Source organism: Methylobacterium sp. J-088, assembly GCF_022829295.1.
In the GTDB taxonomy this organism is placed as follows: Bacteria; Pseudomonadota; Alphaproteobacteria; order Rhizobiales; family Beijerinckiaceae; genus Methylobacterium.
Map to the genome: position 1 here is coordinate 16,276 of NZ_JAKSYH010000129.1, position 26,734 is coordinate 43,009.

Annotated in this window: 21 protein-coding genes and 1 pseudogene; 16 read left to right on the forward strand and 6 right to left on the reverse strand. The window is 67.9% G+C overall.

What is annotated here, in order from left to right; translation table 11 throughout:
• Nucleotides 1–143: 143 nt before the first annotated feature.
• Genes MKK63_RS13530 through MKK63_RS13545 form a run of 4 tightly spaced genes read left to right on the forward strand, consistent with a single transcriptional unit; the run spans nucleotide 144 to nucleotide 3,908 of the window.
• Nucleotides 144–1,208 carry a radical SAM/SPASM domain-containing protein gene (locus MKK63_RS13530; RefSeq protein WP_244002503.1) on the forward strand — a complete coding sequence of 355 codons (1,065 nt, stop codon included), beginning with the start codon at nucleotides 144–146 and terminating at the stop codon, nucleotides 1,206–1,208.
• The gene (locus MKK63_RS13535) at nucleotides 1,201–1,998 is read left to right on the forward strand and encodes a TIGR01459 family HAD-type hydrolase (protein ID WP_244002505.1); all 798 of its coding nucleotides are present in this window, start codon (nucleotides 1,201–1,203) and stop codon (nucleotides 1,996–1,998) included. The genes MKK63_RS13530 and MKK63_RS13535 overlap by 8 nt, the downstream gene beginning before the upstream one ends.
• A gap of 51 nt (nucleotides 1,999–2,049) precedes the next feature.
• A complete protein-coding gene (gene selD / locus MKK63_RS13540; RefSeq protein WP_244002507.1) occupies nucleotides 2,050–3,099 on the forward strand; it encodes a selenide, water dikinase SelD in 1,050 nt (349 codons plus the stop codon).
• Between the two features lie 8 nt (nucleotides 3,100–3,107).
• Nucleotides 3,108–3,908 carry a nucleoside phosphorylase gene (locus tag MKK63_RS13545; RefSeq protein WP_244002509.1) on the forward strand — a complete coding sequence of 267 codons (801 nt, stop codon included), beginning with the start codon at nucleotides 3,108–3,110 and terminating at the stop codon, nucleotides 3,906–3,908.
• Here the strand turns inward: MKK63_RS13545 and senA are convergent.
• Complete coding sequence (senA, locus tag MKK63_RS13550) at nucleotides 3,905–5,209, reverse strand: selenoneine synthase SenA (protein WP_244002511.1); 1,305 nt, start codon at nucleotides 5,207–5,209, stop codon at nucleotides 3,905–3,907. The genes MKK63_RS13545 and senA overlap by 4 nt on opposite strands.
• Nucleotides 5,210–5,236: 27 nt before the next feature.
• On the opposite strand from senA, the gene senB reads away from it, so the two are divergent.
• Complete coding sequence (gene senB / locus MKK63_RS13555; protein ID WP_244002513.1) at nucleotides 5,237–6,208, forward strand: selenoneine biosynthesis selenosugar synthase SenB; 972 nt, start codon at nucleotides 5,237–5,239, stop codon at nucleotides 6,206–6,208.
• Nucleotides 6,209–6,408: 200 nt separating this feature from the next.
• Here the strand turns inward: senB and MKK63_RS13560 are convergent, their stop codons facing one another.
• From MKK63_RS13560 to MKK63_RS13570, 4 genes and pseudogenes are all read right to left on the reverse strand, one after another.
• Nucleotides 6,409–6,630 carry a hypothetical protein gene (locus MKK63_RS13560; protein WP_244002515.1) on the reverse strand — a complete coding sequence of 74 codons (222 nt, stop codon included), beginning with the start codon at nucleotides 6,628–6,630 and terminating at the stop codon, nucleotides 6,409–6,411.
• A 101-nt stretch (nucleotides 6,631–6,731) separates the two neighbouring features.
• Nucleotides 6,732–6,908 (reverse strand): annotated as a pseudogene (locus MKK63_RS32230) (NADPH-dependent oxidoreductase); the annotation flags it as partial.
• A 1,083-nt stretch (nucleotides 6,909–7,991) separates the two neighbouring features.
• Nucleotides 7,992–9,137 (reverse strand): MFS transporter, encoded by a 1,146-nt coding sequence (locus MKK63_RS13565; RefSeq protein WP_244002517.1) that lies wholly within the window; start codon nucleotides 9,135–9,137, stop codon nucleotides 7,992–7,994.
• Between the two features lie 57 nt (nucleotides 9,138–9,194).
• Entirely contained in the window at nucleotides 9,195–10,400 is a 1,206-nt protein-coding gene (locus tag MKK63_RS13570; RefSeq protein WP_244002519.1) for an MFS transporter, read from the reverse strand.
• Nucleotides 10,401–10,564: 164 nt separating this feature from the next.
• Between MKK63_RS13570 and MKK63_RS13575 the strand changes: the two genes are divergently transcribed.
• The 5 genes from MKK63_RS13575 to MKK63_RS13595 all read left to right on the forward strand — a co-directional run bounded on the left by MKK63_RS13575 (nucleotide 10,565) and on the right by MKK63_RS13595 (nucleotide 16,184).
• Nucleotides 10,565–11,728 carry a glycosyltransferase gene (locus MKK63_RS13575; protein ID WP_244002521.1) on the forward strand — a complete coding sequence of 388 codons (1,164 nt, stop codon included), beginning with the start codon at nucleotides 10,565–10,567 and terminating at the stop codon, nucleotides 11,726–11,728.
• Nucleotides 11,721–12,224, forward strand: coding sequence for a DNA polymerase ligase N-terminal domain-containing protein (locus MKK63_RS13580; RefSeq protein WP_244002523.1), 504 nt, complete (start codon nucleotides 11,721–11,723; stop codon nucleotides 12,222–12,224). Before MKK63_RS13575 ends, MKK63_RS13580 begins: the two co-directional genes overlap by 8 nt.
• Nucleotides 12,225–12,238: 14 nt before the next feature.
• Nucleotides 12,239–13,381: an acyl-CoA dehydrogenase family protein gene (locus MKK63_RS13585; RefSeq protein ID WP_244002525.1), complete on the forward strand. Its 1,143-nt coding sequence runs from the start codon at nucleotides 12,239–12,241 to the stop codon at nucleotides 13,379–13,381.
• On the forward strand, nucleotides 13,378–13,974 hold the full coding sequence (locus MKK63_RS13590) for a class I SAM-dependent DNA methyltransferase (protein WP_244002527.1): 597 nt from the start codon (nucleotides 13,378–13,380) through the stop codon (nucleotides 13,972–13,974). The genes MKK63_RS13585 and MKK63_RS13590 overlap by 4 nt, the downstream gene beginning before the upstream one ends.
• A gap of 566 nt (nucleotides 13,975–14,540) precedes the next feature.
• Nucleotides 14,541–16,184 (forward strand): ISL3 family transposase, encoded by a 1,644-nt coding sequence (locus tag MKK63_RS13595; RefSeq protein ID WP_244002529.1) that lies wholly within the window; start codon nucleotides 14,541–14,543, stop codon nucleotides 16,182–16,184.
• A 339-nt stretch (nucleotides 16,185–16,523) separates the two neighbouring features.
• Here MKK63_RS13595 and MKK63_RS13600 read toward each other — a convergent pair whose 3' ends face one another.
• The gene (locus MKK63_RS13600) at nucleotides 16,524–17,084 is read right to left on the reverse strand and encodes a L,D-transpeptidase (protein WP_244002531.1); all 561 of its coding nucleotides are present in this window, start codon (nucleotides 17,082–17,084) and stop codon (nucleotides 16,524–16,526) included.
• Between the two features lie 169 nt (nucleotides 17,085–17,253).
• Between MKK63_RS13600 and MKK63_RS13605 the strand changes: the two genes are divergently transcribed.
• The 6 genes from MKK63_RS13605 (at nucleotide 17,254) to MKK63_RS13630 (ending at nucleotide 26,684) form a co-directional block, all read left to right on the forward strand.
• Nucleotides 17,254–17,703, forward strand: coding sequence for a hypothetical protein (locus MKK63_RS13605; RefSeq protein ID WP_244002534.1), 450 nt, complete (start codon nucleotides 17,254–17,256; stop codon nucleotides 17,701–17,703).
• A gap of 154 nt (nucleotides 17,704–17,857) precedes the next feature.
• Nucleotides 17,858–19,126 carry an efflux RND transporter periplasmic adaptor subunit gene (locus MKK63_RS13610; RefSeq protein ID WP_244002536.1) on the forward strand — a complete coding sequence of 423 codons (1,269 nt, stop codon included), beginning with the start codon at nucleotides 17,858–17,860 and terminating at the stop codon, nucleotides 19,124–19,126.
• A gap of 18 nt (nucleotides 19,127–19,144) precedes the next feature.
• Nucleotides 19,145–22,297: a multidrug efflux RND transporter permease subunit gene (locus MKK63_RS13615; RefSeq protein WP_244002538.1), complete on the forward strand. Its 3,153-nt coding sequence runs from the start codon at nucleotides 19,145–19,147 to the stop codon at nucleotides 22,295–22,297.
• Nucleotides 22,298–22,732: 435 nt separating this feature from the next.
• Complete coding sequence (locus tag MKK63_RS13620) at nucleotides 22,733–24,346, forward strand: ABC transporter substrate-binding protein (RefSeq protein WP_244002540.1); 1,614 nt, start codon at nucleotides 22,733–22,735, stop codon at nucleotides 24,344–24,346.
• A gap of 9 nt (nucleotides 24,347–24,355) precedes the next feature.
• Nucleotides 24,356–25,336 (forward strand): ABC transporter permease, encoded by a 981-nt coding sequence (locus MKK63_RS13625; protein ID WP_244002542.1) that lies wholly within the window; start codon nucleotides 24,356–24,358, stop codon nucleotides 25,334–25,336.
• A gap of 376 nt (nucleotides 25,337–25,712) precedes the next feature.
• Nucleotides 25,713–26,684, forward strand: coding sequence for an ABC transporter permease (locus MKK63_RS13630; protein ID WP_244002544.1), 972 nt, complete (start codon nucleotides 25,713–25,715; stop codon nucleotides 26,682–26,684).
• The last annotated feature ends 50 nt before the right edge of the window (nucleotides 26,685–26,734 follow it).

Sequence of the window (26,734 nt, forward strand, 5' to 3'; positions counted from 1 at the left end):
TATAGTTTGGCCGCGGTGATCAATCTTGCTGAAGATGTGATGTTACCGATGCGGCTTGCCGTGCGAAGGAAGCTGCGACGCCCGAAATCGGGCGCCGGTCGCCCGATGGTGCCTGTCGAGATCAGGCGAGAGGATTTACAGCCATGGACGCCGGGACGCTGCACCCTCCGGAGCCGGACACCGTCGCCCCGACGCCGTCATTCGCCCTGGGTGTCGGGCTCACCAACGAGTGCAATCTCGCCTGTTCCTTCTGCTACCGCGATCCCGATCGCCTCGACCGGCTCGGACCGGAACAGCTGCGGATGGTGCTCGACAGCCTGCCGGTGCGCTCCGTCAATCTGGGGACCGGCGAGAACGGCATGCACCCCCAGTTCCCGCAGCTTCTCGATCTGCTCCGGGCCGAGCCGATCAAACTCACGATCACGTCGAACGGGCACTCGATCGCCGTGATGGATAACGCGGCGGTGCAGGCCTTCGCCGACGTGGAGTTCTCGATCGACTATCCCACCCGGGAGGAGCAGGACGCGCAGCGCGGCGCCGGCAACTGGGACCTTGTGATGGCGCAGGCGGCCCGCTGCCGGGCGCTGGGCGTCGGCGTCACCTTCATCGCCGTGATGATGCGGACCAATTTCGACCGGCTGCACGAGATCGCCGCCCTGGCCCGCGGCTTCGATGCGCCGCTGCGCATCAACGTCTACCAGGCGGTGCGTACGGACGCCTTCGCGCTCACCTACGAGGAATACTGGGGCGGGTTCGCGCGCCTCTTCGCCGAGACCGACGTGATCGCCATCGGCGAGCCGCTCGTCCGGGCTATGGCGGGCCTCCCGGCGCGCCGGGGCGGATGCGGGGTCGGCACGGTGCGCGTCACGCCCCGCGCGACGGTGCAACCCTGCGTGTACTGGGGCGGCACGGGCCAGAGCCTCGAAACCCTACGTCAGGCCGGCAGCCAGATCGTCGCCACGGCCCCCTTCACGGCGGTCCGAGCCCTGCCGGAACCCTGCCGCGGCTGCGCTTACGAGGAATCCTGCCACGGCGGCTGCGCCGGGCGGCGGCGGCTGATGGAGCGGCTCGATCAGGTCGACCCGTACTGCCCGATCGTGCGCGGCGAAGCCCGCCCCCTGTCGATCGTCATGGCGCCGGCCCGCGAGCTGCCGAAGCTCGAGAGCGCCTGCACGACGATCGTCCAGGCGCGGCCCGCCTGTGGCTGATGCGCCCGCGGCGCTCGCCGGTCTGAGCCGGCTCGCGGAGGCCTACGCGGTCATCCTGTGCGACGTCTTCGGCGTGCTCCACGACGCGACGCGGGTGTTCCCCGCCGCCGCCGCCGCGCTGGCCGCCTTCCGGGCCGGCGGCGGCACGGTCGTCTTGATCTCGAACGCAGCTGAGCCCGGGGCGCGTCTATCAGAGTCCCTTCGGGCCCGCGGGATTCGCGATACCTACGACGACCTCGTGACCGCGGCCGACGTCGCCCGGAGCCTCCTCGTCGGAGCCTCTTTCCGGCGCGTCCATCATATCGGGGCAGCGCGCGACCGGGTCCTGTTCGCTGACCTCCCGGTCACACCGGTCCCGGTGGACACCGCCGAGCAGATCGTCTGCACAGGCTATCCGGATTGCGACGACGACCTCGACGCGACACTGGCTGCCGCCGCCCAACGCGGTCTGCATCTGCTCTGCACCAACCCGGATACGTGCCTGACGGTGGGCGCGACGCACCTGCGCTTCGCTGGTCTCGTGGCCGCGCGCTACCGCGCCTTCGGGGGCCACGTCGTTGAGACCGGCAAGCCCGGCGCTCTGATCTATCGCCGTGCCCTGGACAAGGCTGAGCGGTCGCGCGGCCAGCCCGTCGACCCCACCCGGATCCTTGGGATCGGCGACACCGTCGCCCTCGACGTGGTGGGGGCGCTGGGAAACGGCTTCGGAGCGCTCCACATCGGCACTGCGCAGCCCCCGCCGGCGGACGCGTCCACCCGGCTGTATCGGATGCCCGCGCTTGTCTGGTGACAAGGTACCCGGCACGGTCCGCCCCGGATCACGACACGAGAGGATTGATCGATGGATACGCCCCCGGTTCGTCTCACCAGCCTCGCCCATGGCGGCGGGTGCGGCTGCAAGCTCGATCCCGCGGTGCTGCGCACGCTGCTGGCCGACCAACCGGTCGCCGGTCCCTTCGAGCGCCTGCTGGTCGGCAACGAGACCGCCGACGACGCGGCGGTCTGGGCCCTCGATGACGGGACCTGCCTGATCGCCACCACGGACTTCTTCACGCCGATGGTGGACGACCCCCACGATTTCGGCCGGATTGCCGCCACCAACGCCATCTCCGACGTCTACGCGATGGGTGGCAAGCCGATGCTGGCGCTGGCCATCCTAGGCATGCCGGTCGGCAAGATCGCCCCCGCGATCGTCGCCGAGATCCTGAAGGGCGGTGCGGCCACCTGCGCCGAGGCGGGCATCCCCATTGCCGGCGGCCACTCGATCGACACGCCAGAGCCGATCTACGGCCTGGCGGTGATCGGCTCGTGCGACCGTGCGCATCTCCGGCGCAACGCTGACGCCCGCGCCGGTGACGTCGCCATCCTGACCAAGCCGCTCGGCGTCGGGATTTACTCGGCGGCCATCAAGCGGGAGGCCCTCGACGCTTCCGGTTACACGGATTTCGTCGCCACAACGACACGCCTCAACAAGGTCGGGGCGGATCTGGCGCGCGATCCGGAGGTCCACGCCATCACCGACATCACCGGCTTCGGCCTGCTGGGCCATGGCCTCGAACTTGCGCGTGGCGCCGGCCTGACCTTCGTGGTCGCCGGTGACGGCATCCCGCTCCTGCCCCGGGCCGAGGCCCTGGCGCGGGAGGGCTTCGTCACCGGAGCCTCGCACCGGAACTGGGCAAGCTTCGGGGGACAGGTGGTGCTGCCCGAGGGCCTGCCGGACTGGCGTCGGCACATCCTTACCGATCCCCAGACCTCCGGGGGCCTGCTCGTGACCTGCACCCCCGCCCGGGCGGAGGCGATCCTCGCCCAGTGCCGCGCTGCGGGCTTCGCGCAGGCGGCCGTGGTCGGGCGGTTCGAGGCCGGCCCGGCGGCGATCCGCGTCGAGGCCTGAGCGCACTGATGCCGCCCCGCCCGCCGGCGACCGCCCCGATCCTGCACGACAAGGCGCACGGAGAGGTCTCGACATTCACGCCGGAGAACCTGCTCCGCGAGGCGCGCCGGCAACGCGGTCTCGGCGCCGGCCGCGTGCCGGCTCTGTGCGTCCTCGATCCGGACGGCGACATCGTCCGCCACCTCTGCGCGACCGGGCGGGCCCGGCCCGATCCCGACTGGGCCTGCTACCACAGCACCCTACATTGGTTTGAGGAATCCGGGCACGCGATCTGCATCGTCGGTTGCGCGGTCGGCGCACCCTTCGCGGTGCTGGTGGCCGAGCAGCTGTTTGCCTCCGGGTGCGAACTCCTGATCAGCATCACCTCGTCCGGACAGATCACGGTCCTGCGGGCGCCGCCCTACTTCATCCTCATCGAGGCGGCCCTCCGCGACGAGGGCACGAGCTACCATTACCTGCCGCCGGGCGAGTTCGTTGAAGCGCCGCGCGCCCTGGTGGCGTCCGTGGCGCCTGCGCTGACGGGGATCGGTGAGTCCGTCGAACGGGGCGCCACCTGGACGACCGACGCCCCGTACCGCGAAACCGAACGGGCGATCGCGGCGGCCCGGGGGCGGGGCATCCTCGCGGTCGAGATGGAGGCTGCGGCCCTCTACGCGTTCGCGGAGGCGCGCGGCAAGGCCGTCCTGTGCTTCGCCCACGTGACCAACCAGATGGGTCAGGCCGGCGATTTCGAGAAGGGCGAGGCCAACGGCGCGACGACGGCGCTCCGCCTCGTCGCCGCCGTCGCGACCGCTCGATTCCCGATCTAGAGAGCCACCGTCCGGAAGCCGGCGAACACGTCGCGGCGCTCCGGTCCGAAGAAGTTGCGGTAGGCGGTATCGATCATCCGCGCGCGGGTCGCCCAGGCGCCGCCCCGCAGGACCTTGCGCGTCCCAAAGGCGGTCTCCGAATATTCCTTGTAGGCGTCCGGCGCGAAGCCGGGAAACGGGAGGAACGGGCTCGCCGTCCATTCCCAGACGTTGCCGAGCATCTGCCGACAGCCCCAGGCGCTGTCGCCCTGGGGGAAGGCCGCGACGTCGACACAGCCGAGATGACCTCCATCGAGGTTGGCCCGCTCAGGCGTCGGCGTCGAATCCCCCCAGGGATAGATACGCTTGGTGCCGCTCAACGTGCCGTCGGATGCCGGCGTGCCGGCCGCGGCAGCCTCCCATTCGGCCTCGGTGGGCAGCCGTCGACCCGCCCAGCGGCAATACGCGTTGGCCTCGTACCAGTTGACATGGACGACCGGCTGATCGGGCGCCAGCGGCTCGTCTTGGTCAAACCGCCGGCAGGTCCAGTCGCCGCGCCCATGAGGCGTCCAGTAGACCGGGTGCTCGGCACCGCACCCGTCGCGCCACCGCGCCCCCTCGGCGTCCCAGAAGGCGGGATCCCGATAGCCGCCATCCGCCACGAAGGCGGCGAACGCCCCGTTGGTCACCGGCGCGCGGGCAATGCGGAACGCCGCGACGGATACGGGATGCGCCCATTTCTCGTTGTCGAAGACGAAGCCGCCGCCGGGTTCGGCGCCGAGTTGCCAGGTTCCCCCGCCGACCGCGACGTCGCCGGGCCAGGGACCTATCTCCATGTCCCGCGCTGCGGCCGAGGTGGCGAAGAACGGCCTCGGGTAGCCCAAGGTCTGACGCGTGTAGGTGAAGGCCTCGTCGTGCATGTCCTCGTGGAAGGTGACGAGCTGGTAGAGGTCGGCCTCCTGCGCCGTCGGCTCGCGGCCGTCGAGGCGCCGGACGAGCGCCTCCTGCACGCGGGCCATGTAGGCGAGGGTGTCGGGCAAAGCCGGCAGGGGGATCGACCAGCGCGTCGCGTGGGGCACCCGCGCGGAATCGTAGAGCCCATCGGCTGCCGCCAGTTGGGGCGGGGCCCGGTCGAGCCCGCGCAGGATGAAATGTTCGTGAAACCAGGCGAGATGACCGATTTCCCACAGGAGGGGGTTCACGATCTCGCTCGGCGGGCCCATCAGACGCTCCTGATCGAGGCCCGACACCAGTTCGAGCGTCCGCGCTCTGGCATCCCCCAGCATCGCCACGAGACCGGCAGTCGAGACCTGTGCGCTCATCAAACGTCCCGGAATCCTGTTGCAACCATGAGAATCAGCCTGATCACACCGGCGGCGAGAACGTCTCGTGCCGGCAATCGGACCACGGCGATGCGCTGGGCGCGCATCCTCAGCGAACTCGGGCACCAAGTCGACGTGTCAACGTCGTACCCGGACGAGGCCGACGTCGACATGATGCTGGCGCTTCACGCCTGGCGCAGCGCGCCGTCGATTGCGCGCTTCAAGGCGCGGTACCCGGATAGACCGCTCGTCGTCGCCCTGACCGGCACGGATCTCTATCACTATCTGGCGGCCGACCCGGAGCCGACCCTGCGCTCGCTCGATTTGGCGGACGGCCTGATCGGCCTGCACGATGGCGTGCCCGCCGCCCTCCCGGCGCGTCACCGCAGCAAGGTCACAGTGATCTACCAGTCTGCGACGGCGCGGGCGCATCGCTGGCCGGTCTCCGACGATGCGTTCGAGGTTCTCGTCGTCGCGCATCTGCGTTCCGTCAAGGACCCGCTCTGCGCGGCCCGCGCGGCCCGGCGCCTGCCAGACCGATCCCGGATCCGGATCGTACATCTCGGCGGCGCGCAGGATCGGATCTGGGCTGATCAGGCCCGGGACGAGATGGCGCACAACCCGCGTTACCACTGGCTGGGGGACCAGCCCGGCTCCCTGGTTCGGCGCTGGTTGACGCGGGCCAGAGTCATGGTCCTCAGTTCACAGCAGGAAGGCGGCGCGAACGTGGTGTCGGAAGCGGTCGCCGCCGGTTTGCCGATCCTAGCCACCGCAATTCCCGGGACGCGCGGCCTATTGGGCCCGGAGCATCCGGGCTATTTCCCGGTCGGGGACGATGCGGCCTTGGCCGCGCAGCTGCTTCGAGCCGAAGAGGAGCCCTGTTTTCTCGCGCACCTGCACGCGTCTGGTGCAGAGCGGGCAACGCTCTTCACCCCGGCCAGGGAGCGCGAAGGGCTTCGCCGCGTCATTTCGCACTGCCTGGAGGTGCGCCCGACGTGATCGCGCGCCTCAGGGCAGTACAAGCGTCCCGACTCAGACTGGACGAACCATGCCCCCCGAAAGTTCTGCACCGGTCTGAGTCGAAGATACGAGTGAAGGCAGCGGTATGGTCGTGAGTCGAGCGTGCCCCCTAGATCGTCACAGGGGGATCGTTTGCGCCGCCGTCGCGCCGCCGGGGACCTGAGCGACGGATCCTGGGCTCAGTCGAGCCTGAAGCCACGCTGTCTCACGAAGGCGCCGAATTCCGTCCGCTGCGGCTCGGCGTAATGGCGTGCCTTGTCCGCCGACCAGCCGTAGTCGACGGCCTCACCCCATCGGGCCGTGTTGCGCTGCTCGGGGTACGGCTGCTGGGCTCTGCGGCGACGGCCGTAGGCCACGAGATCCGCCGCCAGGGTCGTACAGCCAGACCGGTCCTCGTGCACGGTCGTGGCGAGCGGCCAGCGTAGGCTGATCTGACCCGCATCCGCCTAACATCCTGCGCGTTGTTTCCGATCTCGCTGATTGGGCAGCAGCCGAGCCCCATCGCTTCGGCGGCGCGGATCGCCGTCGCCAGGGCGATCGCCGTGTCGGCGGTGGCGTTGAAGAACCGATCGAGGGGGTCACTCGCGAAGGGCTTTCCGCGCATGCTTGCGATCTCGAGCAGACGCGCACCGTTGGCGCAGAACACGAGGAAAGCCGGAGCTTTGCGGACCCGAGGCATGAGGGGGAGAAACGCGGCGATCCGCTGCCGCAGCGCGGGATCCGCAACCACCACGATATCGCGCTGCTATAGGTCGCTTTTCGAGGGTGCGGAGAGCGCCAGCGCGCAGATCAGCCGGATCAGGTCGGGGTTCGACGGGGCGGTCGCTGTAGCGGTGGTGAATGCGATGGTCTGCGATCTGGATCAACGTGCCCAGGCTCGAGAGGTCTGGCGGAATCGCGACAGTCTCTCCGAACTGCACGTGAAGACTGCACGTGAAGCGCATCCCCCAGCGTTGCTCTGCCCGTCTCAGCCCCCCATCGAAATACTCGCTGTAGCCCTGTCGGCCCGCCTTGGCGGACTCTGTAATGTGGCGCCTGCTTCAGGCAAGCCGACGGTGAGGCCGCTGCGCTTTCGTCGAGGACGCGCCGCGACGCAAAGCCGGTTTTCGGCGGCGTGTCCGTGACAGGCGCCGGGATCGCGGACGGCACCGGTGTCAGAGGTCCGCTTCCGGTACAGGGCGCAGGGCTGCTGGACGACCGGGATGGGCGCGAAGCCGAAGGTCCGCTTCTCAGCTAAAGTTGCGTTCTGCAAGCTGTACACAGCCAGCCACCCTGTGCGTGAACTTCCTCCTGAACCGAAGTTGCTGAGCAGCGAACGAATCAGAGCTTGCCGGAAACGCCAATGGCTCCATCCGCCGTTGGCAAGGGTGGAGAGCAGCCGCTAGCCGCCGGTACCAAGAATCGGATCTATAGCCTGTAGCGATCAATAGTCTCAAATATGCCGATCGAAACCGAAACGATGGGTCAAATATTTCTAGGGACCATGCTCGGAATTATTTCGCTCAACATACGAAGATCGGACTTATCTTAGAAGACAAATTTCCAAAATATATCTATTTTTCGTGTGTCAATAAATTGTCGAATTTGCCCATGGGCAACTGCGATAGGGCGGAACTATTAGAGCGCGCTTGCTTCGAATGGGGTGCTTCGTCAAAAATTTGATGATCTTGATGAACAGAGCAGGGGTCTCAAGCGACGCGAGGGTGCGCGACGGGGAGGTGGAGACGCGCCAGGATGTGCAGATCGAAACCCTGAGCCAAGCTTAAGTCCGGCCGTTCCGCAAGCCGACTGCGAGAGGCAGGGCTAGCGCGCAGAGGCCGGCCATGACCCAGAACGCACCCGCGCCGAGGCGACCGTACAGCAAGCCCCCGAGACTGGTCAGGACAGCCGAGGCCACGCCGAGACCGAGCGTGCCGTAGAGGGTCTGCGCGGTGGCGGCGAGGCGCTCCGGCACGACCGAGGCGATCAGGCGCATGTTGGCGAGATGCAGCAGAGCGAAGGTCAGACCGTGCGTGAGTTGGACGATGGCTAGAACCGGGACCGAGGCCGTCGAGGCGAGAACCGTCCAGCGTAGCGCGCCCACCCCAGCCGCCAGCATCGCGGCCTGGGCGGTGGTGAGGCGCGACAGCAACCACGGACCAGCGAGCACGAAAACGAAGACTTCGGAGGTGACACTCTCCGACCACAGCAGGCTGATCGTGCTCGGACTGATGCCGGCTTCGCGCCAGAGGATTACCGCGAAGCCGTCGTTGAGCGCGTGGCTGCCGATGACCAGCGCCGCCACGACGAGCATCCGGCGGAACGGCCCCAGGGCGAGAAGCGCGCGTATGCCGCCGAGGCCGAGGCTTGCCTGCTGCTCCCGCGGATGGGCAGCCGGAACGCGGCTCGTCGCGACTGCCATAGCGAGGAACAGGACGCCACTGGACACAATAATGCTGGCTAGGCCAGCTCGGGCGACGAGCAAACCTGAGGCCAGGGTTCCGAGCACGAACGCTGCCGAACCGGCACCCCGAACCCAGCCATACGAGAAGGTGCCCTCCCGCTCAGCGGCGGTGAGCGCGAGCGCGTCGGACAGCGGCGCCAGGGCTGCGATGGCGCTCGCATGCAGCACGCTGACCAGCATCAGTGGCCAGAAGCCGTACCCAGCGAGGTAGGCGAAGGAGATCACCCCAGCAGCGGCGGCGGCGAAGCCAAGGACGGCCCTGGTCGCGTCGTAGCGGTCAGCGAGATGACCTGCGACCGGGCCCGCGGCGAGTCGCATGAGCGTCCCCGCGGCGAGCACGGCACCGATCTCGCCCGCGCTCAGGCCTCGCTCGCCGAGGAAGCTCGGCAGGAAAGGTGATTCCGTCCCGTAGGCGGCGTAGAGCGAGCCTTGAAGGAGCACGAAGGCCGGGAAGGAGCCTGTCAAGACGCTGGACCAAAACTTCGCTCCCGTTCGCGCATCCATGTTGCAGCCTCCGAAGCGTCACGCCGGCTTGGCAGACACCTCATCAGTTTGCCCTGAGGGAGCGCTCGTGCCCAGGCGGCGGCCTATCGTCCACACGACCAAGCCGATGCCCGCGACACCGGCCAAGGCGAAGAATGAGGCCGAAAAACCGAGGTACTGAGCGACGAGCCCGGCGAGTAACGGGCTCACGGTTGCGCCCGCACCGTAGGCTGTCATGACGCCGCCGAGCCCGGCTGTAGCGTGACCGGAGCCCTCCATCATCTCGGCCACGAGAGCCGGGATAGCGACGCCGCCCAGGCCCATCGCCAAGCCTTCCAGCACCTGCACCGGGATAACCAGCAGCCAAGAGGTGGCGAACGCCGCGAGGATGCCTCGAACCACGACGAGACCGAGGGCGATGGTGAGTACGTCGGCATGCCCACGCCCCTTCGCGACGCGCGCGGCGAGCAGCGCAGCCCCAACCATCGTGGCCTGCGAGACCACGGTCATCACGCCGGTGGTCAGGCTCGGATCGGCGCCCGCCGCGGTGCGTGCCTGCGCCAAGAACGGCAACATGGCGCCGTTGGCGGTCTGATAGGCGAACACGGTGGCCGCCAGGATCAGGAGCGGCTTCGTCTCGAAAAGCACGCGCAGCGTCGAGCGCTCGTCCTGCTCACCGCCGCGCGCCGTGCCATGATCGATGCTGCTCTCGTCTACGGTCAGCAGCACCCCACACGAGGCGACCGCCATAACCACAATGGCGATGGAGACGTAGCTGAGCCCAAGCGTGTAGCCGAGCACCCCCGACAATGCGGCGTTCGCGGCGTTGCCGGCGTGGTTGTACGCTTCGTTGCGTGAGACCCGGTGGCCGTAGGCTTTCTGTCCGACGATGCCGAGCGTGACCGCCGCGACGAGGGGCGCGATGCTGGTGTCGGCGACGCCGATGACCAACTGCGACAGGCCGATCAGCCATAGGCTGCCAGTGGCGATCAGAGCGACGGCGCCCAGGGCGATGGCGAGGACGGCGACTGCAAGGGCCGCCCGCTTGTACGTGGTCCGATCGATCAGCGCCCCGACCGGCGTCGTTGCGAGTAGGCCCGCGAAGCCGGCGAGACCCATGGCGAAGCCGGTGGCCGCGGGATCGAAGCCCTGCTTCTGCAGATACACTCCAAGGAAGGGGCCGAAGCCCTCTCGTGCGCCGGCCAGGGCGAAGTTCAGAGCACCGAGGCTGAAAGCTGGCTGCATGTGGTCCGTATCAGGTGCGGCAACGTCGCCGGATGAAAACTGGCTCGGCCCCCGAACAGGAGTGCCGCGCGGCAGGTTTGCGTGGTGCCGGTGCATAACCCGGCTTCCCGGAGATATTCGTGCTGACCGAGCAAGAAGTTGTGGCGTCACTTGCCGATCAAGGAATGCCGAACCAGACCCTGCGAGCGGTGGTCGCTGTTCCGGTCTTCAATGAAGCCGAACGCATCGAACATTGCCTGCGTGCGCTCGACAGGCAGGAAGATCTTGGGGGAAGCGGGCTTGGTGTCCTGCTGTTCCTGAACAACTGCACGGATGGCACCGCCCATGTGGTCGCAGCCCTGCGCACGTCTCTGCGTCGCTCGGTTCGGGTGATCGAGCGAGCGTATGCCGAGGCGAACGCGGGATGGGCACGGAGGGAGGCCATGGAGGCCGCAGCCGCGTGGTTGGAGGAGAGCGATACGTCGGACGGCGTCATCCTCACGACCGACGCGGATAGTCGAGTCCCGAACGATTGGGTCGCACGCAACCTCGCCGCCATCACGGAGGGTGTCGATGCGGTGGCCGGCCGGATCGCCCTCGACGAGGCGGATGCCGCGCGCCTGCCCGCATCCTTGCACGCGCGCGGTGCGCTGGAGGGCGCCTACGAGGCGCTGCTCACGGAGCTCGAAGCACGGATCAATCCGGTTGCGCACGATCCCTGGCCGCGGCACTGGACGACCTCGGGGGCGACACTCGCGGTCCGGCTCGCCACCTACCGGCAGGTCGGCGGCATGCCACCGCTCGCGGTCGGCGAGGACAAGGCCTTCGTGTCATCGCTACTGTCGAGCGACGCGCGGGTCCGGCACGACCCGGACATCCTCGTCGTCACCTCCGGCCGGCTCGACGGGCGCGCGCCGGGCGGGGCCGCGGACACGATGAAGCTGCGCTGCCAGGTGCCGGAGAGCCCGTGTGACCCGCGTCTAGAGCCGGTGCCGCGGGCCCTGTTCCGGTTCGCCTTGCGACGGAGGATGAAAGAGTTACAGTCCTCGGGACGCCTCGGTCGCAAGGCGCCCTGGGCTCCGTTGCTGGGCATCGGGACGGAGGCGGCCCGAAGAATAGCGAACCTCCCCACGTTTGGGGCCATGCTCGCCGCGACGGAGGCAGCGAGCCCCATGCTTCGGTATCGCCCGCTGCGGCCTGCCGAACTTCCTCGACAGATCCTACACGCCCGCGCTGCCCTGAGCTTGCTCCGCTTAACGAGCCGGGTCCGCGGCCGCTCCAGTAGGCCTAAAGTCGTTGCGGTGGAGAGTGCCTCGCAAACGTCTGCGGAACAGACCGGCCATGCCTGAGCCCCTGGCCTACCGCGTCCAGAAGCACGCCGCGCGCAGCCTGCACTACGACTTCCGGCTGGAGCTCGGCGGCGTCCTCAAAAGTTGGGCGGTCACGCGTGGTCCGAGCCTCGTCGCGGGCGAGCGCCGCCTGGCCGTCGAGGTCGACGACCACGGCCTGGACTACGCTGATCACGAGGGCGTGATCGCGCCGGGTAGCTACGGGGCGGGCGTCGTGCTGCTTTGGGACCGCGGCACTTGGGAGCCGGACGGCGACCCGGTCCCGGCGCTCGCGGCGGGGTCGCTGGCGTTCACGCTGCTCGGCGAGAAGCTAACGGGGCGGTGGCGCCTCACGCGCATGAAACCGCGACCCCGTGAGCGGCATGTCTCCTGGCTTCTGCTCAAGTCGCGCGACGAGATCGCACGCAAGCCGGGCGAGCCGGACATTTTGGAGGCGCAACCGCGTTCGGTCCTGACAGGCCGCACGGTCGAAGAGATCGCCGCCGCGGCGGCCTGATGGGAGCAAGGCGCATGGACCAGAGGACCCCGCCCGACCTGGCGTACGACGCACTGGCGGCCGCGCGGCAGGCGGCGCTTACGGCCGCTCGCCGTGCCAGCGAACAGGACCGCGACGACGGCTTCCCCGCGGAGGACGTCGCCGACCTCGGCCGCCTCGGCCTGCTCGCTGCGCCCATTCCTGCTGACGAGGGCGGCGTCGGCCTCGGTGAGGAGCCGGATGCGTGCGGCCTCGCGGCGGTGCTGCGCCTCGTCGGGTACGGGAGCCTCGCGCTCGGGCGCATCTACGAAGGCCACGTCAATGCGCTCCAACTCGTCGCCCGGTACGGTACACTCTCGCAGCGGGCGCGCTTGTTCGCGGATGCGCGCGACGGACACCTGTTCGGGGTCTGGAATACCGACCCGCCCGGTGACTGTCTGATGCTCGGGGATGACCGCCGGCTCCGCGGCGTGAAGTCCTTCGCGTCGGGTGCTGGCTTCGTCACGCGGGCCCTGGTGACGGTCAAGCGCGAGCCGGGTGCCGCCCCGCTGATGCTGGTCGTGCCGCTGGAACCTGGCAGCCGCGCCGACCTTTCGGGATGGCGTGCCCACGGTATGCGCGCGTCAGCAACTGGCACCGTCGACTTCGAGGACATCGCCGTCACTGAGGACGAGATCCTGGGCGGATGGGACGACTACCACCGCCAGCCGGTCTTCTCGGGCGGCGCTTGGCGGTTCGCCGCCGTGCAGCTCGGCGGCATTGAGGCCGTGTTCGACGCATGGCGTCACCACCTAGCGCGGCTCGAACGGGGAGCCGACCCTCACCAACTCGCGCGCCTCGGCGAGGGCGCCATCGCGGTCGAGGGCGCCCGGCAGTGGGTCGAGCGTGCCGCCCGAATTGTCGCCGAGGACGATCTCGCCCCCGAACGCATCGTCGCCTTCGTCAACCTGGCTCGACTCGCGGTGGAGAAGGCCGGCCTCGATGTGCTTCAACTCGCTCAGCGTTCCGTCGGCCTGCAGGGCTTCCTGCGCGAACATCCTCTGGAACGGCTCTCGCGGGACCTCGCCACGTACCTACGCCAGCCCGCTCCGGACCGGGCCCTCACCACGGCGGCGGCCGAGATATTGGCCATCGGCGGGTTGGCCGGTGATGTGTTCACACCGGGAGGCATCCTTTGACGCGACATGCCGGCACCTTGCCGCCGAGCTACTTTGACAAGCTCTACGCCGCCGACCTGGACCCCTGGCAGTTCGAGACGAGCGACTACGAGCGCGGGAAGTACGCCGCGACGCTCGCTGCCCTGCCGCGGGTTCGGTACGCCCGCGTCCTCGAGGTGGGCTGCTCCATCGGCGTGCTCACGCGGCAGCTCGCCGAACGCTGCGACGCGCTCGTCAGCCTCGACCTCGCTGAGCGAGCGCTGGATCGGGCACGCGCCCGTTGCCGGGATCTCGCGCATGTCGACCTCAGGCTCGCGCAAGTCCCGAACGATTGGCCCGAGGGCAGCTTCGACCTGATCCTGCTGTCGGAAGTCGTCTACTATCTCGATGCCGATGATGTGGAGCGCCTCGTCGAGCGAGTGCGTGGTGCCCTCGCGGCGAGTGGCGACGTCGGGCTGGTGCACTGGACGGGCGAGACGCATTACCCCCTCACCGGCGACGCAGCGGCCGAGCAGTTCATCGACCGCGGCAGCACGTTCTTGCGCGTCCATAGTCAAGCCCGGACCGACAAGTATCGGCTCGACGTGCTGAGGGCGCGCGAAGCTCAACCATAAGCGACCCGGTGCCGTCGCCGAGATCGTAAGCTTGTGACGCGAAATGGGGCCGCGCCTCGGTATGGGGTTCGACCACCCCGGTTGCACGTCGCCGACCAAGATGCTCCGCTTTGACGGCAGAGCGAGCAACCCGGCGTCGGACCTCAGACGTCAGGCGGCTGGGGATCAGCAGGAGCTTGTTCGCGATTCTTCTGCCCTCCATGTCGGCGTGCGTCGGCGCGGCTTCGACCAGGGGATAGCGGCCCCCGACCGTCACCGGGGCCTTCCTCGTGATCAGCCGGGCAGAACACTTGTGCAGGAGCCGGGGGGTGTAGACGGCTTCGACCTTACGTGCCAAACAGCCGAGCGCTGGCCGCACGTCGCGGTCGTGGTCGCTTCGGGTCAGGTCGAGCACCAACCGGGCGATCGGCCTGGGAGCGCTACGTTCATCGGTAAACCGTTCAGTGCCAAGATCGTCCGGCACTATTTGCGTGAAACGATGCCGGAGATTCATCGCCGAGTTTCGTGGATCAGGCTTTGTGAGAATGCCCTCTGGTCGAAGGTGGGAGTGAATCGCAGATCTTGGCATGAGCCTGTTCTGCGATCTTCCCGGCTGCCGCATGCTCGACGTGACGCGGCTTGACCCCGGTCATCTTTGCATCGTCGCTGAAGGTCGGCGTGATCACGCCTGCAGCCCGACCTGCCGCACGTCCAAGTCCGCTGTCCATAGTCGATACCAGCGACGGCCTGCCGATCTACCGGCAAATGAAAAGATCGTTCGGCTACGGCTCACGATCCGACGCTTCTATTGCCATCACTCTGGCTGTCGACGACTGACCTTCGCCGAGCGGTTTCCGCATCTGCTGCGGCGCTACGCCCATCGCACGCACCGCCTCACAACGGCGCAAGCGCGAACAGGGCATGTGCTTGGTGGACAGCCTGCGGCCAGGCTTTTGTCGCATCTGTCCATGCCGTCGAGTGCCACCACCGTGTTGCGGACCATCCGTGCGTTGCCGTTACCGAGCGGACCTGCACCGCACATTATTGGCGTAGACGATTGGGCGAAGCGTAAGGGCCGGACCTACGGAACGGTCGTGGTGGATCTTGAACGCCGTCGCCCGATCGATTTGCTGCCGGATCGTTCGGCCGGAACGCTTGCCGCATGGCTGCGACGCGAGGCACAGATCCGGGTCGTAGCGCGGGACCGCTCGACCGAGTATGCACGTGGCACCGCGATGGGAGCACCCGATGCCCTTCAGGTTGCCGATCGTTGGCATCTGCTTCTCAACACGTGGCAGATGATCGAACGCTGGCTTGCTCGGGTTCATCCACGCCTCAAGCAACTGCCGTCACCAGCACCGACGGCTGCATCGAGCCGCCGTACCAAGGCGTTTCCGCGAGCGCCTGCCGAGGCGCTCACGCGGGCTGCGGCGTTTGCACGATGGGAGATCCTCTATGACGATGTCCGCCGTCGTTGCGCAGCGGGACACTCACTCTGTCGCATCAATCGCGAAACGGGTCTCGCCCGCGCCACGGTCCGCAAGTACGCCTTCGCCGAACGCTTCCCAAGGCATGGCCTACGAGGACCAGGGTCGAGCATTCTCGATCCACACCTCGATCACCTGAAAGCCCGCTTAAACAAAGGCTGCGAAAACGCCATGCAGCTGTGGCGCGAGCTTCGGGATTTGGGGTTCTCCGGCACCCCGAAACAGGTTTGCCGCTGGCTCCAGGAACGACGCGCGCGTCCGGTGAAAACGACAGCTCGGCAACGGCCGACATCGCCATCCGCGGCGCCGTCGAAAGCGTCCCCACTACCTTCGCCCAAGCACCTGTTGTGGCTGCTCCTGCAGGAACCCCATGCTCTCAACGTCGAGGCAGCCGCGACAGTGACGCGGGTTCTTCAAGACGACGAAGCTGCCAGGGTCGTGGATCTTACTCGCCAGTTCTGCAGCCTTGTCCGCGGCCGATGCGACATCCGACACGCAAGGGCCGAGACTGCAGCCGCCTTCGATCACTGGCTCGATAAGGCGAAGCGATGCGGGACACGCGTCGTCGAGAGTTTTGCCGACAGCCTCGATCAGGATCGCGCCGCGGTTCACGCTGCGTTGCAATCGCCTTGGAGCGGCGGACAAGCTGAAGGGCAGATCAACCGTCTCAAACTGCTGAAACGGTCCATGTATGGTCGAGCAAAGCTCGACCTCCTTCGTCGTCGCTTCTTGATCACAGCCTGATCCACGAAACTCGGCGATGAACCACTGGAATGGTCCGCCCTGAGGTATGGCCTGCGGGCCAGGGTCACGGGAGCCAACGCCCAGATACCTAAAAGCCACGCAAATAGGCTTAGATGCCGTGATCCTCGAACGCCTCGACTCTGGCCGGGTCGTGGAAGGCCGCATGATAGTCGCGCTTGTCCGGCGCGGGCTCAATGCCTCGGGCGCGAAGAAACCCGCTCACGCATTCGGGGCCGGACCTTGATGATCAGGCTGGCCAAGACGCGCGCCGACAAACTTCGCGCGCCCAGGCCGACACATTACCCGCTCCTGCCGACAAACTTCCTGCGCTCGCACAAATCAGTCGCGTACGACCACTTTGGTGCCGACGCGGACCCGGTCATAGAGATCGACCACATCCTTGTTGGTCATACGGATGCAGCCGGAGGAGACCGCTGCGCCCATGGTCTCGGGCTCGTTCGAGCCGTGGATCCGGTAGAGCGAGGAGCCGAGATAGAGGGCGCGGGCGCCCAGCGGGTTGTCCTGGCCGCCGGCCATGTAGCGCGGCAGGTCCGGGCGGCGGGCCAGCATCTGCTGCGGCGGGCGCCAAGCCGGCCATTCCTTCTTCATCGTCACGGTCTTGGTACCGGACCATGAGAAGCCCTGACGGCCCACGCCGACGCCGTAGCGGATCGCCTCGCTGTTGCCGAGGATGTAATAGAGCCGGCGTTGGCGGGTGGAGATCACGATGGTGCCGGGCTTCTCGGTGCTGTTCCAGCCGATCGTCTCGCGCGGGATCGCCTGGCTGCGGAAGACGTTCAAGAAATCCGCGAGCGGCCCGCTGTCCATCGGGCCGGCGGAAGCGGGCGTGCCTCCCAGCAGGGCGCCTGCGAGCGCAAGCATCGCGATCCGTCTCGACATGGTGTCCATCCCTCTGTGATCGCGGCGCAGGCCTTGGCGGCGGCCGCTCGGTCATGCGCTGAACCCGCCTCGACTTCGCGGCAAGGTTGAGGCCGGACCGTCAGAGAGGGCGCTTCCGGGCGTAGCCGTTGCGTTCGCGCAACAGGGGCCGGTCGGCGCGACGCCATGGGTGATTGCACCGAGCGACGGCCATGCTTATCTCAACTTTGTGATCCGATCCGTCGCCCTTCTGGCCCGCCGCGTCGCGGGCTCGCCGGACCGCCTCGCCCGGGGCCTCGCCCTGGTGGCGTTGCTTGTCCTCGCGGCTGCGGCCAGCGTCGCCGCGCCGGCCGAAGCCGCGGCGCATGCCGAAGGTCCGGCCTGCGCCGTCACGGGCGCCCGGATGGCGGTCCTGTCGGGCACACCGGATGCGCAGCCCGAGGCCGAGCACTTGGGGCTGAGCCGCACCGATCTCTGCGCTGCTGACTGCGAGATCATCACCGAGCTGGGGCTGCCGCGACCGCCGGTTGAGGCGCTGTGGCCTCGTCACACTGTCTCCGCATCGTTCGATTACAGGTCCGACGCCGTGCCGGCCTCCGCGCCAGATGGCTCGCTGCACCGGCCCCCACGGCTGGCCTGACGCACGCCCCCGGCCCGACGGCCGATGTGGGTTGTGCCTGTCCTGATCTTCCGGGCCGGCCGCGTGACCGGTCCCGTGATCCGATTCGACGATGCGCGGGCCCATGCTCCGCGCCAGCCTCAGCAGACGCATGCTTTCAGGAGCGTCGGTAACCGTGACCCGCACTTTGTCCGCCAGAACCCTGTCCCCGTTCCGCGCACCGGCTGTCCTGCTGCTGCTCGGCCTCGCGGCCTGCAACCCGAAGCGGGCCGCCGCGCCGACGCCGCCCGTGCCGGAGGTCGGCTTCGTCAAAGTGGAGCCCCAGGCGATTCCCTATCTGCGCGATCTGCCCGGCCGCGTCGCACCGATGCGGATCGCCGAGGTCCGCTCCCGGGTTTCCGGCCTCGTGGTCAAGCGCCTGTTCGAGCAGGGCAGCATGGTCAAGGAAGGCGATATTCTCTACAAGATCGACCCCGCGCCCTACGAGGTCGAGCTTGCCAGCGCCGAGGCGGCGTTGGCCCGCCAGGAGGCCGCCCTGGTGCTCGCCCGCCAGCAGGCCGACCGGCTGGAGCAGCTGCTTTCCCGCGCCACGGCGAGCCAAGCCCAGTACGACGCCGCCTACGCGGGCAAGAAGCAGGCCGAGGCCGAGGTGGCCGGCGCCAAGGCGAGCCGCCAGAAGGCGCAGCTCAACCTCGATTGGACCGACGTGCGCGCGCCGATCACCGGCCGCATCGGGCGGGCGCTGCTCACCGAGGGCACGCTGATCGAGCCCGGCGCCATGGGAGCGCTCGCCACGATCCAGCAGCTCGACCCGATCTACGTCGACATCACCCAATCGGTCGGCGAGTTGAACCGCCTGCGCCGGGACCTCGCCAGCGGCGAACTGGCGCGGCTGGAGGACAACACCGCCAACGTCCACCTGATCATGGACGACAATTCGCTCTACCCGCTGGCCGGCCGCCTGCTGTTCTCGGACGTCACAGCCGATCCGAGCACCGGGCAGGTGACCCTGCGTGTGCAGTTCCCGAACCCGCACGATGAACTCTTCCCCGGCATGTATGTCCGGGCGCGGATCAAGCAGGGCATCGATTCCGACGCCATCGCGGTGCCGCAGCAGGCGATCCAGCGCACCGATGACGGCCGCGCCGAGGTCTGGATCGTGCGTGCCGACGAGACCGTGATGCGCCAGCCCGTCGAAGTCGGGCCGGTGGTCGGCCAGAACTGGCTGATCCGCTCGGGCCTCAAGGCCGGCGAGCGCGTCGTGATCGACGGGTTCCAGAAGATCACCGTGGGCGCCAAGGTGAAGCCCCTCGACCAGAGTCCGGTCCATGGCGAGACCGGCCCGAAGCACGATGCCGACGAGGCACCCGACGCGCAGGGTGACCAGAGTTCTGGCGACAAGGCGGAGGTCACCCCGCGGGCCGCCGCCCAGCAGCGCCACTGAGCCCGGGAGACCCCGACCATGGCCCGCTTCTTCATCGACCGCCCGGTCTTCGCCTGGGTGGTGGCGTTGTTCATCTGCCTCGGCGGCGCGCTCGCCATCCCGAACCTGCCGGTGGCGCAGTATCCGGTGATCGCGCCGCCCTCCATCGCGTTGTCGACGGCCTATCCGGGGGCCTCGGTGGAGAGCCTCTACATCGGCACGACCCGGCTCATCGAGGATGAGCTGAACGGCGCCGCCAACATCATGAACTTCGAGTCGACCACTGATTCGTTCGGCTCGGTCAACATCACCGCCACCTTCCAGCCCGGCACCGACCCGGCGCTCGCCTCCGTGGAGGTCCAGAACCGGCTCAAACGCGTGGAGGCCCGCCTGCCGGCCGAAGTGCGCCAGCAGGGCATCCTGGTGGAGGAGGCCTCGGCCGCCACCCTCAACATCATCACCCTCGTCTCCAAGGACGGGTCGATGGACGAGGTGGGCCTGGGCGACTTCCTGATCCGCAACGTCATCAACGAGATCCGCCGCATCCCCGGCGTCGGGCGCGCGACGCTGTACTCCACCGAGCGGTCGCTGCGGGTCTGGGTCGATCCCGACAAGCTGCGCGGCCTGTCGCTCAACGCCTCCGACGTGACCGACGCGATCCGCAACCAGAACGTCCAGGTCGCCTCCGGCTCGGTCGGCGCGCAGCCGAGCCCGACCCGGCAGGCGCTCACCGTGCCGATCATCGTGAAGGGCCAGCTCGGCACGATCGAGGAGTTCGGCGCCGTGGTGCTGCGGGCCAATTCCGACGGCTCGACCGTGCGCCTGCGCGACGTCGCCCGGATCGAGCTCGGCGGCGACGCCTACCAGTTCTCCACGCGCCTCAACGGCGGCCCGGCCGCCGGCATCTCGGTGACGCTCGCCCCCGACGGCAACGCGCTGGAGACCGCCAGGGCCATCCGCGCCAAGATGGTGGAGCTGTCCCAGTTCTTCCCGCCGGACCTGAAGTGGGACATCCCCTACGACATCACCCCGGCGGTGGAGGCCTCCATCGAGAAGGTGCTGCACACGCTGGTCGAGGCGGTGGTGCTGGTCTTCCTCGTGATGCTCCTGTTCCTGCAGAACATCCGCTACACCCTGATCCCCACCATCGTGGTGCCGATCGCCCTGATGGGCACCGTCACGGTGATGTGGATCTCGGGCTTCTCGGTAAATGTGCTCACCATGTTCGGCATGGTGCTGGCCATCGGCATCCTGGTCGACGACGCCATCGTGGTGGTGGAGAACGTCGAGCGGATCATGAACGAGGAGGGGCTGCCCCCCAAGGAGGCCACCAAGAAGGCCATGGGGCAGATCACCGGCGCGATCATCGGCATCACCCTGGTGCTGGTGGCGGTGTTTATCCCGATGGCGTTCTTCCCCGGCTCGGTGGGCATCATCTACCGGCAGTTCTCGATCGCGATGGTGACCTCCATCGGCTTCTCGGCGCTGCTGGCCCTGTCGCTGACGCCGGCGCTCTGCGCGACCTTCCTGAAGCCTATCGAGAAGGGCCACGGCCACGCCAAGGGCGGCGTGTTCGGGATGTTCAACCGGTTCGTGGACCGGGAGACCGCCCGCTACGGCCGTGGCACCGCGGCGTTCATCCGCAAGTCCGGCCGGGTGATGCTGGTCTACCTCGCGCTGGTGGCCGGCACGGCCTACGCCTTCGTGCAACTGCCGGAGGGTTTTTTGCCGGTTGAGGATCAGGGCTTCTTCACGGTCGACATCCAGACCCCGCCGGGCGCCTCCTACAACCGCACCCAGGTGGCGGTCCGCAAGGTCGAGGAGTACCTGCTGGCGCAGCCGGGCGTCGCCACCGTGACGATGCTCAACGGCTTCTCGTTCTCCGGCCAGGCGCCCAGCACCAGTCAGGCCTTCGTCACCCTCAAGCCCTGGGGCGAGCGCGACGCCAAGAACTCGGCCGCCGCCCTGGTGGCCGCCACCAACACGGCGCTCAGCACCTACCGCGACGCCACCGTGGACGCCCAGGAACCACCGCCGGTGGACAACCTCGGCAACGCGGCGGGCTTCTCGTTCCGCCTTCAGGATCGGGCCAATCGCGGCTACGCGGCTCTGCTGTCGGCCCAGGAGCAACTCCTGAAGCTGGCGACGCAAAGCCCGATCCTCCAGAAGGTCAAGATCGAGGGCCTGCCGCCGACCCCGCAGGCAGAGCTGGTGATCGACCGCGAGAAGGCGGCTGCGCTCGGCGTGAAGTTCGAGGACATCAACGCCACGATCCAGCTCAACCTCGGCTCGGTCTACCCGAACGACTTCCCCAACCGGGGCAAGATGCAGCGGGTCTACGTGCAGGCCGAGCAGCTCCAGCGCATGACCGCGTCGGACATCCTCAACTACGCGGTGAAGAACGCCACGGGGACGATGGTGCCGATGTCGTCCTTCGCGGAGCTGAAATGGGGCATGGGGCCGAGCCAGATCGTCGGCTTCAACGGCTACCAGTCGGTGCGCTTCACCGGCGAGCCGAACCCTGGCTACACCTCGGGCGACGCCATCGCCGAAATGGAGCGGCTGATGCTCCAATTGCCCAAGGGTTTCGGCTACGCCTGGACCGGGCAATCCTATCAGGAGAAGCAGGCCGGCAGCCAGGCAAGCCTGTTGCTGGCGCTGTCGGTGCTGATCGTGTTCCTGTGCCTCGCCGCGCTCTACGAGAGTTGGGCGATCCCGGTCTCGGTGATGCTGGTGATTCCGCTCGGCGTCATCGGCGCGGTGGCGGCCGTGTACCTGCGCGGCATGCCCAACGACGTCTACTTCAAGATCGGGCTGATCACGATCATCGGACTCTCGGCCAAGAACGCGATCCTGATCGTGGAATTCGCGCGTGACCTCTGGAAGCCCGGAACCTCGGTGGTGCGGGCGGCGATCGAGGCGGCGACCCTCCGGTTCCGGCCGATCGTGATGACCTCGCTGGCCTTCATCTTCGGCGTGGTGCCGCTGGCCATCGCCACCGGCGCCGCCTCGAAGAGCCAGCAGGCGATCGGCACCGGCGTGATGGGCGGCATGATCACCGCCACCGTGCTGGCGGTGTTCTTCGTGCCGGTGTTCTTCGTGGTGGTGATGCGCCTGTTCCGGCGGAAGGCCGTGGCGGAAGGGGAGGCGGCGGAGGCGCGGCACGAGCCGGCCCGGGTGGCGGCGGAGTGAGCCGCGGGCGCGCAGCTGGATTCCCCTCGCCCCGCTTGCGGGGAGAGGGCTCCGGCGACCTTGTCGTCGCCGGAGCGAGGCGGCAGCCGAAGGTGAGGGGGCTCGAACGGAGGAGCCTCTTCCAGAACCGCCCCCTCACCTCCGCTCCGGCTTCGCCTCTCGCTTCCCGAACGGACGACGAAGTCCGTGCGGGCCTCGCCCCGCACGCGGGGAGAGGGGGATGCGCTCGACGCTTTGCGCTTGATTCTTCGGCCAAAAATCTCCGCCACGCCTCCGAGACCGCCGAGATTGGTCCCTCAACCAATCCCCCTGGTCCGAACCTTGCTGTGGGCGCAGCGGTCGCGCCGTTTGCCGACGCGCGGTGCCGGGGCTAAGCCTCAGCCACCGCTTCCGCGGAACGGCCTGCGCTCAACTTTCACGGTTCCGGAGATCCGCTTGTCCCGCTCAGCCCTGAAAACCCTCGCCCGCGGCGTGTCCGTGGGTGCGGTAGTGTCCCTGGCGTTCGCGCTGCCCGCGCAGGCCGCCAACGTGTTCCGCTTCGCCTTCCAGGGCGATCTGAAATCGTTGGATCCGTACTCCCTCAAGGAGAGCTTCACGGAAGGGATGCAGCAGGCGGCCTACGAGTCCCTCGTCACCCTCGACAAGAACCTGAAATTCGCCCCCGGCCTGGCCGAATCCTGGGAGACCCCCGAGCCCACCCGCTGGCGCTTCCATCTGCGCAAGAACGTCACGTTCCACGACGGCTCGCCCTTTACCGCCGACGACGTGCTGTTCTCCGCCCAGCGGGTCCGGGCCTCCGGCTCGAACTTCACCACCAACGTTCCAGCCGACGCGGAATTCGTGAAGGTTGACGATTTCACCGTCGACATGGTGCTGAAGAAGCCGAACCCCATCGCCATCGCTCAGTTCCCGACCTGGCTGATCATGTCGAAGGCGTGGTCCGAGAAGAACGGCGTCGTCCAGCCGACGGCACCCAACGCCACCAGCCCGAGCTACGCCACCCTGCACGAGAACGGCACCGGCCCGTTCGTGATCGCCGAGCACCAGCCCGGCGTGAAGACCGTGTTCAAGAAGTTCGATGGCTACTGGGGCAAGGTCGAGTCGAACCTCGACGAGGCGATCCTCACCACCATCGCCAACCCGGCCACCCGCGTCGCTGCGCTGCTCTCCGGCGAAGTCGACTGGATCGATCCCGTGCCGCTGCAGGACCAGCAGCGGGTCAATGCCAGCGGCACCGCCATCGTGATGGCCGGGCCTGAACTGCGCACGATCTTCCTCGGCATGGACCAGGATCGGGACGAGCTGAAGGATTCGAGCGTCAAGGGCAAGAATCCGTTCAAGGACATCAAGGTGCGCGAGGCCTTCTACCTCGCCATCGACGAGGACACGATCGCCAAGCGCGTCATGCGCGGGCAGGCGGTGCCCTCCGCGCTGATGATCGCCCCGAGCCTCTACGACCGCGGCGCCGAGTTCAAGCGCCCGGCCACCGACCTCAAGAAGGCCAAGGCGCTGATGGCTGAAGCCGGCTATCCGGATGGGTTCTCGCTCACCATGGATTGCCCGAACGACCGCTACGTCAACGACGAGGCGATCTGTCAGGCGGTGGTCTCGATGCTGGCCCGCATCAACGTCAAGGTGAACCTCAACGCCCAGCCGAAGGCCAAGTACTTCGCCAAGGTCCTGGCGCCGAACTACGACACCTCGTTCTACCTGCTCGGCTGGACCCCGTCCTCGCTGGACAGCCACAACATCCTCTACGAGATCGTCGGCTGCCGGAAGCCCGGCGACAAGTCCGGCCGCGGCAGCTGGAATCTCGCCGGCTATTGCGACCCGAAGATCGACACCATCGCCGACCAGGTCGAGGCCGAGACCGACAAGACCAAGCGCGACGCGCTGATCAAGGACGGGTTCGATGTCCTCAATACCGATTGGGGCTACATCCCGCTGCACCAGCAGGCACTGGCCTGGGGCGTCTCGAAGAAGGTCCACCTGACCCAGCGTGCCGACAACCTGCTCCTGCTCTACTGGGTCTCGAAGGACCCGCAGTAGGGGCGCGGCGTGCTCGCCTTCCTGCTGCGCCGGGTGATCCAGGCGGCCGCGGTCCTCGCGGTCGTCGGGCTCATCGCCTTCGCGATGTTCCGGTTCGCGGGCGATCCCGTGAACCAGATCGTCGGCCCCGACACCACCGTGGCCGAGCGGGCTCAGATCCGAACGGACCTCGGCCTCGACGATCCGGTGCTGGTCCAGTTCGCCCGCTACGCCGGCAACGTGGTGCGGGGCCGGTTCGGCATCTCGTACCAGTTCCGGCAGCCGGTCTCGCAGCTTTTGGCCGAGCGCATGCCGGCGACGCTGGAGCTCGCCTTCTGCGCCACGGTCTTCGCCCTGGTGGTGGGCATCCTGATGGGCGTGTACTGCGCGCTCTTCCGGGATTCCTGGCTCGCCGGGCTGTTCCAGGCGGTCTCGCTGATCGGGATCAGCCTGCCGACCTTCCTGATCGGCATTCTGCTGATCTACCTGTTCTCGGTGACGCTCGGCTGGCTCCCCTCCTACGGGCGCGGCGACACCGTGCGGCTCGGCTGGTGGACCACCGGCTTCCTCACCGCCTCCGGGCTCAAGGCGCTGATCCTGCCCTCGGTGACGCTCGGCCTGTTTCAGATGACGCTGATCATGCGGCTGGTGCGCGCCGAGATGCTGGAGGTGCTGCGCACCGACTACATCCGCTTCGCCCGCGCCCGGGGGCTCACCACCCGGGCCGTCCACCTGCGCCACGCCCTGAAGAACACGCTGGTGCCGGTGATCACCATCGCGGGGCTGCAGCTCGGCTCGGTCATCGCCTTCTCGATCATCACCGAGACGGTGTTCCAGTGGCCCGGCATGGGCCTGCTCTTCGTCCAGGCCGTGCAGAACGTCGATATCCCGATCATGTCGGCGTATCTGTTGCTGGTCGCGCTGATCTTCGTGACCATCAATCTGGTGGTCGACATCCTCTACACGGTGGTCGACCCGCGCCTGCGGCTCTCGACCGGGCGGGCGGCGTGAGACCGGACATGACGAATTGCTCCGGTTGCCTGACCCGCGCCGTCCCACGGTACACGACAGTGCTGCCATCCTCGCATGAGGCGCGGGTCCCCTCTCCCGTGCGGGAGAGGTCTGCTTTCGCAGAAAGCCGGGTGAGGGATGAGAACTTTCCGAACGCGGCGCGCCGTGTCGGCGCATCGATAGCGCGCTCGATCCTGAACTTTCTCGTCCCTCACCCCAACCCTCTCCCGCACGGGAGAGGGGGCCGGTCGCGCCTGCCAAGCTCGGTGGTGCAAGACTGTCGTGTCCTGTGTTGCCGTCATCGCTTCGCTCCGCTCGCAAGGACGGTGGCTGCCGCCCTGAGTTTCCCGCGCGGACACGACGTGAGGGTCGGCCGATGAGCGGATACGACCTCGACGCGGGCGATGCCCCGCCGGTCCCCCTGGCCGAGGCGGCGCCCTCCCGGCTCGCGCGCTGGCGCGATTCCGACCTACTGGCGAACTTTTTGCGCTCGAAGACCGCCATGGCGGCGCTGATCGTCACGGTGCTGATGGTCGGCCTCGCCTTCGCGTCGCCCTGGATCGCCCCCCAGAACCCCTACGACCCGGCCCAGCTCGACCTGATCAACTCCAACCTGCCGCCGATCTGGCAGGCGGACGGTCAGGCACCCTACTATCTCGGCACCGACGACCAGGGCCGGGACGTGCTCTCGGCGGTGTTGTACGGCCTGCGGCTGTCGCTGATCGTCGGCGTGCTCGGCGTGCTGACCTCCGGGGTGCTCGGCATCGCGCTCGGCCTGATCGCCGGCTACGCGGGCGGGGCCGTCGACACGCTGATCATGCGGATCGCCGACGTGCAGCTCACCTTCCCGGCGATCCTGATCGCCCTGGTGGTGGATGGCGTCGCCAAGGCGAGTTTTGGCAGCGCGCTGGATGTCGGACCGCTGATCGGGCTGATCGTGGTGTCGATCGGCCTGTCCTTCTGGGTGCAGTACGCCCGGACCGTGCGCTCCTCCGTGCTGGTCGAGAAGGGCAAGGATTACGTCCAGGCGGCCCGGCTGATCGGCCTGTCGCCGCCGGTGATCCTGGTGCGCCACGTCCTGCCGAACGTCACCGGGCCGGTTTTCGTGATCGCGACGATCAACCTGGCGCTCGCGATCATCACCGAGGCGACCCTGTCGTTCCTCGGCACCGGCCTGCCCGAGACCATGCCGTCGCTCGGCACGCTGATCCGCACCGGCAACCGGTTCCTGTTCTCCGGCGAGTGGTGGATCGTCGCCTTCCCGGGCGTGGCGCTCGCCGGGCTGGTCATCGCCATCAACCTTCTGGGGGATTGGCTGCGCGACGCGCTCAATCCGAAGCTGCAATGATGGTGGATGTGATCAAGTGCGAGCCGGCCACCGCCGCGTCTCCCTCCCCC

Coding starts and splice junctions, on each gene's coding strand:
- MKK63_RS13530 (WP_244002503.1), top strand. CDS start 144: ATGGACGCCGGGACGCTGCACCCTCCGGAGCCGGACACCGTCGCCCCG.
- selD (WP_244002507.1), top strand. CDS start 2,050: ATGGATACGCCCCCGGTTCGTCTCACCAGCCTCGCCCATGGCGGCGGG.
- MKK63_RS13545 (WP_244002509.1), top strand. CDS start 3,108: ATGCCGCCCCGCCCGCCGGCGACCGCCCCGATCCTGCACGACAAGGCG.
- senA (WP_244002511.1), bottom strand. CDS start 5,209: ATGAGCGCACAGGTCTCGACTGCCGGTCTCGTGGCGATGCTGGGGGAT.
- senB (WP_244002513.1), top strand. CDS start 5,237: ATGAGAATCAGCCTGATCACACCGGCGGCGAGAACGTCTCGTGCCGGC.
- MKK63_RS13570 (WP_244002519.1), bottom strand. CDS start 10,400: ATGCAGCCAGCTTTCAGCCTCGGTGCTCTGAACTTCGCCCTGGCCGGC.
- MKK63_RS13575 (WP_244002521.1), top strand. CDS start 10,565: ATGCCGAACCAGACCCTGCGAGCGGTGGTCGCTGTTCCGGTCTTCAAT.
- MKK63_RS13580 (WP_244002523.1), top strand. CDS start 11,721: ATGCCTGAGCCCCTGGCCTACCGCGTCCAGAAGCACGCCGCGCGCAGC.
- MKK63_RS13585 (WP_244002525.1), top strand. CDS start 12,239: ATGGACCAGAGGACCCCGCCCGACCTGGCGTACGACGCACTGGCGGCC.
- MKK63_RS13595 (WP_244002529.1), top strand. CDS start 14,541: ATGAGCCTGTTCTGCGATCTTCCCGGCTGCCGCATGCTCGACGTGACG.
- MKK63_RS13600 (WP_244002531.1), bottom strand. CDS start 17,084: ATGTCGAGACGGATCGCGATGCTTGCGCTCGCAGGCGCCCTGCTGGGA.
- MKK63_RS13615 (WP_244002538.1), top strand. CDS start 19,145: ATGGCCCGCTTCTTCATCGACCGCCCGGTCTTCGCCTGGGTGGTGGCG.
- MKK63_RS13630 (WP_244002544.1), top strand. CDS start 25,713: ATGAGCGGATACGACCTCGACGCGGGCGATGCCCCGCCGGTCCCCCTG.